This is a genomic window from Flexivirga sp. (assembly GCF_035551235.1).
GTDB lineage: Bacteria > Actinomycetota > Actinomycetes > Actinomycetales > Dermatophilaceae > Flexivirga.
Genome location: NZ_DASZNO010000003.1, coordinates 44,779 through 53,854, shown reverse-complemented (window position 1 = coordinate 53,854; position 9,076 = coordinate 44,779). Strand labels below are relative to the sequence as shown.

The following is a 9,076-nucleotide window of genomic DNA, read 5'->3' as shown; positions in this document are numbered from 1 at the left end:
CGCCCAAAAGCGCCTGTCCTCTCGGCAAACGGGTGTCCTCTCGGCAATAAGGTTGCCGAGGTCGCGAGGTGGCACGCTCGGTTTCGAGACGCGGCTCGTGCCTCACCGCTACTCGACCCGCAGAAGATCAGATGACGCCTTGGGCGACCATCGCGTCCGCGACCTTGATGTATGCCGCAAGGTTGGCACCCAGCACGTAGTCGCCCGGGTGTCCGACCTCCTCGGCCTGCGTGACACACGTGTCGTGGATGTCGCGCATGATCGCCTGCAACCGCTCCTCGGTGCGCGCGAAACTCCAGGAGTCGCGGCTGGCGTTCTGCTGCATCTCCAGCGCGCTGGTCGCGACGCCACCGGCATTGGCGGCCTTGCCCGGCGCGAAGAGCACCCCGGCATCACGCAGGATCGCGGCCGCAGGCGGAGTCGTCGGCATGTTGGCACCTTCGGCGACCAGCTGAACACCGTTTGCCACCAACGTTTTCGCGTCGGCTTCGTCGAGTTCGTTCTGGGTAGCACAGGGCAGCGCGACCTGGCACGGCACCTCCCAGATCGACCCGCCGGCGACATACCGCGCCCGGTTTCCGACCCGGTCGACATACTCCGAGACCCGTCCGCGACGGACCTCCTTGATCTCCTGCAGCACTTCCAGATCGATGCCCTGCTCGTCGACGACGTACCCGCCGGAGTCGGACACCGCGATGACCTTCGCTCCGAGTTGCTGCGCCTTCTCCACTGCGTAGATGGCGACGTTCCCGCTGCCGGAGACGACTGTCGTCATACCGTCCAGCGAGCTGCCCCTCGCGGCGAGCATCTCCTGGGCGAAGAAGACGGTGCCGTAACCGGTCGCCTCGGTGCGCACCTGCGAGCCGCCCCAGGACAGGCCCTTGCCGGTGAGCACCCCGGACTCGTAGCGGTTGGTGATCCGCTTGTACTGCCCGAAGAGGTAGCCGATCTCGCGGCCGCCGACGCCGATGTCACCGGCGGGCACGTCGGTGTATTCGCCGACGTGCCGGTAGAGCTCGGTCATGAAGGACTGGCAGAAGCGCATGACCTCGGCGTCGCTGCAGCCCTTGGGGTCGAAGTCCGAGCCGCCCTTTCCGCCGCCGATCGGCATACCGGTCAGGGCGTTCTTGAAGATCTGCTCGAACCCCAGGAACTTCACGATCGACAGGTTGACGCTCGGGTGGAAGCGCAGGCCGCCCTTGTAGGGGCCGAGCGCGGAGTTGAACTCGACGCGGAAGCCGCGATTGACGCGGACCTCCCCACTGTCGTCGACCCACGGCACCCGGAAGATGATCTGCCGCTCCGGCTCGCAGATGCGCTGCAGGATCGACCACTGCGTGTAGCGCGAGTGGTTGTCCGCGAGCGGCGTGAGGCTCTCCATCACCTCGTGCACGGCTTGCTGGAACTCCGCCTCGCCGGCATTGCGGGCGAGCACGTCGTCGAACATCGGGCGGAAGGTCGCATGCAGGGAACTCACGGGACCGCACTCTAGAACTTCCCAGGAAAGTGTGCTTACTGCGTCCACTAGCTGTCCGGCACGCCTCGCCCACCCGTCATCGTGACCTTCGGCACCTCTGCCGGCATACCCCCGGATCTATCGTCATGGGGTGCGACCCATCGAACGCCTGCAATTCGTCAATGGCTGCATCGCCATTGCGATCTTCACGGTCGCGCCGCTCTTCCTGGGCGGCCTGCCCGACCTACCCCCACCGTTCCCGCTCGTCTACTGGGCATGTGTTGCGCTGATCATCGCGATCTTCGTGCTGGTCGCCGGGACGCCGATCCGCTTCCCGCGCACTGCGCGAACGTTCGTGATCGTCGGAGCCTTCGTCGTAGCGTCGTACCTCGGTGCCGCGCTGGGCTCGACGTACGGGTTCAGCATCATGCTGCTGGCCGTGACGACGGCCGTATGGGCGAGCTTCGTCCCGCTGCGTGTCTCGGTCGCGACGATCGTCGTCCTGTTGCCGGCGAGCACCGCGCTGATGGCGCTGGTCAACGGCCAGGCGTCGCTGTTGGCCTGCACCTGGTATGCCGTGCTGACCCTCGTCGTCGACGTGTTCGTGCTGGTCGGGGTGGAGCAGACGGCGATGGTCGAGCGGGCGCGCGATGAGGCCGAGCAGGCGAACCACGCGCTGCGGGAGGCACAGGCGCAACTGCGGGAACACAGCGCCGCGGAGGAGCGGTTGCGGATCGCCCGTGAGTTGCACGATGTCGTCGGCCACCAGCTGGCCGGCCTCACCCTGACGCTCGAGACGGCCCGTCACCTGCCGCCCGACGAGGCCGTGCCCTATCTGGACACCGCACAGCGTGCCGGCAAGGAGCTGCTGGCACAGGTGCGCAGCGTCGTCAGCGCGTTGCGTGAAGGCGGCCCGGCGTCGGCGACTTCGCTCGCCGCACTGGGCGAGGCCTGGCCGGGAATGCAGGTCGAGGTCGACGGCTCCGAGGTGCTCGACCGGGTGTCCGCCGCGCTGCGGCACGCGACCATCCGGCTCGTCCAGGAATCATTGACGAACGCCGCGCGGCACGGCGCCGCGACCCGGGCCTGGGTAGCGTTGGAAGAGGCTGACGGCGCCCTGTCGGTCGCGGTGCGTGACAACGGCAGCGGGGCTGCCACCACAGTGGAGGGGAACGGATTGCGAGGAATGCGAGAGCGTTTCACGGCACTGGGCGGTTCGGTCGTATGGCGTGGCACCCCCGGTGGCGGCTTCGTCGTGCAGGCATCGGCGCCGCTGCACAGCACCGAGGACGCCGGCGCACACCGGGTCGAAGAGCAGGTATGACGGCAGCGGATCCGATCCGGGTGCTCGTCGTGGACGACCAGACGATCGTGCGCGACGGCATCGTGGGACTGCTGCGGCTGAGCGGGCGGATCGACGTCATCGGCGCGGCGGACGACGGCCGGAAAGCGTTGGAACTGCTGAAGATCGAGCGCCCTGACGTCATACTGCTGGACTTGCGGATGCCGGTGCTCGACGGCATCGCGGTGCTGCACGAGCTGGGTCGTCGCGAGGACCCGCCGCCGTGTCTCGTGCTGACTACCTTCCAGGACGACGAGCAGGTCTTGCAGGCGCTGCGCGCCGGCGCGCGCGGCTATCTGCTGAAGGACGTATCGCTGGACGATCTCGTCGCCGCAGTCGAGACCGTCGCGGCGGGCGGCTCCATGGTGTTCTCCTCGGTGACCCAGCGGTTGCTGGACCGCCTCGGCGCTCCTGACCCGGTCGCCGCCCCTACCGATCTGCCGGTGCACATCGAGCTCACCACCCGTGAGCGGGAGGTGCTGCGGATGCTCGTCGGTGGTTTCTCCAACAAGGAGATCGCATCCGCCATGCACCTGGCCCCCGGCACGGTCAAGAACCACGTGTCGACGTTGCTGGCCAAGCTCGGCGTGCGCGATCGGACTCGCGCCGTGCTGCGCGCCCTCGAATTGGACCTGGTGTGAACACCGACGAGGTCGAGGGTCTCGCACGGTCCGCGGCCGACTGGCTGGTTGCCGCTGACTGGCTGGCGTCGTCCGATCCGTCTCTTTACCACGGGGTTTCGGGCATCGTGCTCGCGTTGCACGAGGCTCGGGTGCACTTCGGCGATAAACGGTATGACGCCGAGATCGAGCGCGGACTCGACTTCCTGTCGGCGCAGGTCGGCCGGATTGACAACGCGTCGCTCTACTTCGGGCTCGCCGGTATGGCGCAGTGCCTGCACCAACTCGGACGTGCGGAAGCCGCCGCGCGTGCGCTGACCCGGGTCCGGGAGCTCTTCGACGGGGAGCGCTGGAATCCGATGTTCGAGTTGCTGATGGGCAACGCCGGCATCGGCCTCGGAGCGCTGCAGGCCGGGGATCTCGATCTCGCCATACAGGCAGTGCTTCCGTATGTCGAGAAGGCGGATCGCACGCCATACGGCGTCAACTGGGCGGTCCGGCCGACACCGCCACGGTCGCACCACATGGCCCACGGCACGCTCGGGATCGCGTTCGCGCTGGCTTCGATCGGCGATGCGGCCGGTCGTGCCGATCTCATCGAGCTCGCAGTGCTCGCCGCGGAAGACGTGGTCTCGCGCAACACCTCCGGCAGCGCGGATTTCCTTGTCCCACACTCGGATCCGCCGCACCGCCCGGACATCATCGAGCGCTACAGCTATGGCTGGTGCAACGGTCCGGCCGGTGATGCGCAGCTCTTCCGGTTGCTGGCGCAGGTCACTGGGGAGAAGCGGTGGACCGACCTGCAGGACCGGTGCTGGACGACCGTCGTGGGTCGGGTCTGCCGTCTCGGCTGCGACCGGGCTTCTGGGACAACAACGGGCGATGCTGCGGGACGGCCGGTGTCCTTGCGACGGCGTGCGACCGCATCGTCGAACGTGGCGACGACTTGGACTTCGCTGACGTCCTGGTCGGTGACCTGATCGCGCGGGCCACGGTCGACGCCGACGGAGCGCGCTGGTCCAACCACGAGCACCGGGCGGATCCGCCGGACCTGGCACCGCTGCCCGGCTGGGCGATGGGCAACGCCGGCATCCTGCGCGAGCTGCTGCGATACGTGCGATTGCGCCGCGGTGCGGGTACGGGCTACGCCATCGCGTGGCCTGACCAGGTACCGGCCCTCACCCCATCGCCACCCGCCGCGTAGCGGCTCTATGACCGAGAGGAGTACCAACCGATCGAGAGGAGTACGGATTCGGTCGAAATTCATACTCCGGTCGGTCGTTCGCTACTCCTCTCGGTCAGAGAACGAGCTCCAGTTCCCGGCGGAGGTTTCCGGCCCGGCGCGGTCGGTGCCGAAGATCAGGTTGTCCGCCCGAACGTCCCAGTGCAGCAACGCTTCTCCCGCGATCAGTACCAGGACCGGTCCGCATGGGCTGCCAGCTCATCGTGGTGTTTCGCCCACCACGGGTCGGCCTGATCGAGCCGATCCGCGCGCGTGCTGGTGCCGACTCATGCCCGGCGACGCTTCGGACGACGGCTGCGCCGCACGATGTATGCCGTGGGTGTGACGCCGTTGTAGCGGATGACCCGCTCCCCCGAGACCTTCAAACCCCTTGCGTGCGCGACGGATTCGGTGAAGACACGCTTGTCGTCCGACAGCAGCACGCAGCGCCCGTCCGCAGTCAGCACGCGCTCGATCTCGCGGAGGATGGCCGGGTAGAGCGTCTTGTTGAGCTCGTTGCTGCCGATCCGCTTGCCGAAAGGCAGGTCGCTGACCACCCGGTCGACGCTGGCATCTGCCAGCGGGAGGTCGGTCGCGTCCGCTTCAAGAACTGAAACCGACTGCTGCACCGACAGATTCGCCGCGTTCTCGGCGGCAAGCCGGGTCGCTTCCGGGTCCTGCTCGATGCTGTATGCCGGTCCCCCACGCAGCAGTGCGTCGACGATCGGCACCGTGCCGACACCGGCGCACGGGTCGAGCAACCGGTCACCGTCGCGCAGTTTCGCCATACGAAGAAGGCCCGCCGCCACCGGACCCGGAGTCGTCGCGGGCAGCCGCTGCAGCTGACCGATCCGACGTGACCAGTGCCACGGCCCGAGGTCGATGCGCCCGGTATCGACGTCGATGTTGAGCATCCACTCGCCGGGCTCGTTGACCCACCCGAGCGCCTCGATCCGCGCGATCCACTCCGACCGCACGGCCGCATCGGCCGCCTGCACCCGGAACGCCGGCGTCTCCAGACCTATCAGCGCCGCTGCGTCCGTCACGGACGCAACGTCGTCAAGGGGGACGCTCACCCGCTCGACCATCGCCGGCAACTGCTCACGTTCGACGCCGGTTTCGCAGCGGATGACTCCCGGCTCGAGCAGCTCGGACCGCAGATCATCGCGGTCCCGGAGGTCGCCGCGCACCAGATCCTCCAATCCCACCGGGCAGGTCAGCAGGAGAGGATTCGTCATACCGCGCAGCCTAACGGCGCCCGTGCCGGGCCAAACGTGCTCCATACAGCCCGATCGGCATGGCGGGAACTTCCCGGGACACCGGCGCCACCCCGAAACAGCGCAACGGCCCGGCCACACCAAGTGTGACCGGGCCGATGCTGGTGGCGTACGCCGGTGGATCAGTCCTGCGCGACGGGCTCGGCGTCGGCCGAACCCTCGCCGCTGTCGGCGCTGTCCTTGCCGCGACCGCGACCGCCACGACGGCGGTTGCGCTTGCGCGGCTCACGGTCCGACGAGTCGTCGGTCGATGAGGCATCAGCTGCCGGTGCGTCGCCGGCTGCGGCGTCAGCGTCCGACGCCAGGTCGGCCGGAGCAGCAGACGGCGCGTCGTCCGCGTCGGACGCGGCCTCGGATCCGGACTCGGACCCGGACTCGTTGTTCGCCTCGACAACGGCCAGCGACAGCTTGCCGCGCGGGTCGATCTCCTTGAGCTCGACCTGCACCTTCTGACCGATCTTCAGCACGTCCTCGACGGCGTCGATCCGCTTGCCGCCGACCAGCTTGCGCACCTCGGAGATGTGCAGCAGGCCGTCCTTGCCCGGCAGTAGCGACACGAACGCACCGAAGGTCGTCGTCTTCACGACGGTCCCCAGGAAGCGCTCGCCCACCTCGGGCATCTGCGGGTTGGCGATCGCGTTGACCGCGGCACGCGCGGCCTCGGCGGACGGACCGTCGGTGGCACCGATGTAGACGGTGCCGTCGTCCTCGATGGACAGGTCGGCGCCGGTGTCCTCCTGGATCTGGTTGATCATCTTGCCCTTCGGGCCGATGACCTCACCGATCTTGTCGACCGGGATCTTCACCGCGATGACCCGCGGGGCGAAGGGCGACATCTCGTCGGGAGCGTCGATCGCCTCGTGCATCACGTCCAGGATGTGCAGGCGCGCATCACGTGCCTGGGTCAGCGCACCGGCCAGCACGTCGGCGGGGATGCCGTCGAGCTTGGTGTCCAGCTGGATGGCGGTGACGAACTCGCGCGTGCCGGCGACCTTGAAGTCCATGTCACCGAATGCGTCCTCGGCACCCAGGATGTCGGTCATCGCGGCGTACTCGGTCTTGCCGTCCACCGAAGCGGACACCAGGCCCATTGCGATGCCGGCGACCGGAGCGCGCAACGGCACACCGGCGTTCAGCAGTGCCAGGGTCGAGGCGCAGACCGAGCCCATCGACGTCGAACCGTTGGAGCTCAACGCTTCCGACACCTGACGGATCGCGTAGGGGAACTCCTCACGCGTCGGCAGCACGGGCATCAGCGCACGCTCGGCGAGCGCACCGTGGCCGATCTCGCGCCGCTTCGGCGAACCGACACGGCCGGTCTCACCGGTGGAGTACGGCGGGAAGTTGTAGTTGTGCATGTAGCGCTTGCGCGACACCGGCGACAACGTGTCCAGCTGCTGCTCCATGCGCAGCATGTTCAGCGTGGTGATGCCCATGATCTGGGTCTCGCCGCGCTCGAACAGCGCCGAACCGTGCACCCGCGGCAGCACCTCGACCTCGGCCGACAGCGCGCGGATGTCCGCGAGCCCACGACCGTCGATGCGCACCTTCTCGCGCAGGATGCGCTCGCGCACGAGCTGCTTCTGCACCGAGCGGTATGCCGCGGAGATCTCCTTCTCGCGGCCCTCGAACGGCTTGCCCTCGCCGGCGAGCTCATCCTTGAGCTCCTCCTTGTAGGCGTCCAGCTGGGACTCGCGGTCCTGCTTGTCCGCGATGGACAGCAGGCCACGCAGCTTCTCGGTCGAGGCGGACTCGACGGCGGCGAAGCTGTCGTCCTCGTAGTCGAGGAACAGCGGGAACTCCTGGACCGGCTTGGCGGCTTCCTTGGCCAGCTTGTCCTGCGCCTCGCACAGGAGGCGGATGAAGGACTTCGCGGCCTCCAGGCCCTGAGCGACGATCTCCTCGGTCGGTGCCTGCTTGCCCTGGTTCTTGACCAGGTCCCAGGTCGACTCGTTGGACTCGGCCTCGACCATCATGATCGCGACGTCGTCCCCCACAACACGACCGGCGACGACCATGTCGAAGACCGAGTGCTCCAGGTCGGAGAAGTTCGGGAACGCGACCCACTGGCCGTCGATCAGCGACACGCGAGTGGCGCCGATCGGACCGGAGAACGGCAGGCCCGAGATCTGCGTCGACGCGGAGGCGCCGTTGATCGCGAGGACGTCGTACTGGTGGTCGGGGTTCTGGGCGAGGACGGTGATGACGACCTGGACCTCGTTGCGCAGACCCTTGACGAAGGCCGGGCGCAGCGGTCGGTCGATCAGTCGGCAGGTGAGGATCGCGTCGGTCGACGGGCGACCCTCACGACGGAAGAAGCTGCCCGGGATCTTGCCCGCGGCGTACATCCGCTCCTCGACGTCCACGGTGAGCGGGAAGAAGTCGAAATGGTCCTTGGGGTGCTTCCCCGCGGCCGTCGTCGACAGCAGTGTCGTCTCGTCATCCAGGTAGGCGACGACCGCACCGGCTGCCTGCTTGGCCAGCCGCCCGGTTTCGAATCGAACCGTGCGGGTGCCGAACTTGCCGTTGTCGATAACGGCTTCGGCGAAAGTGATCTCTGGACCCTCCATTGGGCCCTCCTGTTCTTCTACGGACCACGCATCGTCGTTGTGCGTGGTGCTCTTCTTCAATTACGGGGTGTATGCCGCGGTCGGCCGCATCCTTGTCGGGCCGGCGGGCAGCTCCCGCCTACGCCAACAAGGCGGCTACCGGTGGTAGCCGCCTTGCGGTCGTAAGTGTGGGGCGATCAGCGACGCAGACCGAGTCGCTTGATCAGCGAACGGTAACGCTCGATGTCGACGGTCTCGAGGTAACGCAGCATGCGCTTGCGCTTGCCGACCAGGAGCAGCAGGCCGCGCCGGCTGTGGTGGTCGTGCGGGTGCTGACGGGCGTGCTCGGTAAGATCGGTGATGCGCTGCGTCAGCATCGCGATCTGCACCTCGGGCGAACCGGTGTCGCCCTCTTTGGTCGCGTAGTCGGTCATGATCTGCGCCTTGGTGGCGGTGTCCAGCGGCATGAGTGGGCGAGCTCCGTTCGTGTCTTGATTGCGCGGTGCTCCTGGGCATGTCCACCAGGGCGCTCTTGGTCCGCGGCCGGTTTCACGGCGCTGCAAGGTTATCAGGACCGGCGGGTCCGCCCCTAATCGAAGCGCGCCCGGTC

At 67.7% G+C, this 9,076-nt stretch carries 8 protein-coding genes; 4 read left to right on the top strand and 4 right to left on the bottom strand.

Annotated elements, in window-relative coordinates:
* Positions 1-127 precede the first annotated feature (127 nt).
* Positions 128-1,447 carry an NADP-specific glutamate dehydrogenase gene (gene gdhA, locus VG502_RS00300; RefSeq protein WP_325547623.1) on the bottom strand — a complete coding sequence of 440 codons (1,320 nt, stop codon included), beginning with the start codon at positions 1,445-1,447 and terminating at the stop codon, positions 128-130.
* 160 nt (positions 1,448-1,607) lie between these two features.
* On the opposite strand from gdhA, the gene VG502_RS00295 reads away from it, so the two are divergent.
* From VG502_RS00295 to VG502_RS00280, 4 genes are read left to right on the top strand one after another with little or no spacing between them, the layout of a single operon-like run.
* Positions 1,608-2,780 (top strand): sensor histidine kinase, encoded by a 1,173-nt coding sequence (locus VG502_RS00295; RefSeq protein WP_325547619.1) that lies wholly within the window; start codon positions 1,608-1,610, stop codon positions 2,778-2,780.
* Positions 2,777-3,439: a response regulator transcription factor gene (locus VG502_RS00290; RefSeq protein ID WP_325547618.1), complete on the top strand. Its 663-nt coding sequence runs from the start codon at positions 2,777-2,779 to the stop codon at positions 3,437-3,439. Before VG502_RS00295 ends, VG502_RS00290 begins: the two co-directional genes overlap by 4 nt.
* Positions 3,436-4,398: a lanthionine synthetase LanC family protein gene (locus tag VG502_RS00285; RefSeq protein ID WP_325547617.1), complete on the top strand. Its 963-nt coding sequence runs from the start codon at positions 3,436-3,438 to the stop codon at positions 4,396-4,398. The genes VG502_RS00290 and VG502_RS00285 overlap by 4 nt, the downstream gene beginning before the upstream one ends.
* Positions 4,365-4,622, top strand: coding sequence for a hypothetical protein (locus tag VG502_RS00280; RefSeq protein ID WP_325547615.1), 258 nt, complete (start codon positions 4,365-4,367; stop codon positions 4,620-4,622). The genes VG502_RS00285 and VG502_RS00280 overlap by 34 nt, the downstream gene beginning before the upstream one ends.
* A gap of 305 nt (positions 4,623-4,927) precedes the next feature.
* On the opposite strand, the gene VG502_RS00275 is transcribed toward VG502_RS00280, so the two are convergent.
* The 3 genes from VG502_RS00275 to rpsO all read right to left on the bottom strand — a co-directional run bounded on the left by VG502_RS00275 (position 4,928) and on the right by rpsO (position 8,933).
* A complete protein-coding gene (locus VG502_RS00275) occupies positions 4,928-5,878 on the bottom strand; it encodes a TRM11 family SAM-dependent methyltransferase (protein ID WP_325547613.1) in 951 nt (316 codons plus the stop codon).
* Between the two features lie 161 nt (positions 5,879-6,039).
* Positions 6,040-8,487, bottom strand: a complete 2,448-nt coding sequence (locus VG502_RS00270) for a polyribonucleotide nucleotidyltransferase (RefSeq protein ID WP_325547611.1) — start codon at positions 8,485-8,487, stop codon at positions 6,040-6,042.
* Between the two features lie 176 nt (positions 8,488-8,663).
* Positions 8,664-8,933 (bottom strand): 30S ribosomal protein S15, encoded by a 270-nt coding sequence (gene rpsO, locus VG502_RS00265; RefSeq protein ID WP_325547609.1) that lies wholly within the window; start codon positions 8,931-8,933, stop codon positions 8,664-8,666.
* Positions 8,934-9,076 lie beyond the last annotated feature (143 nt).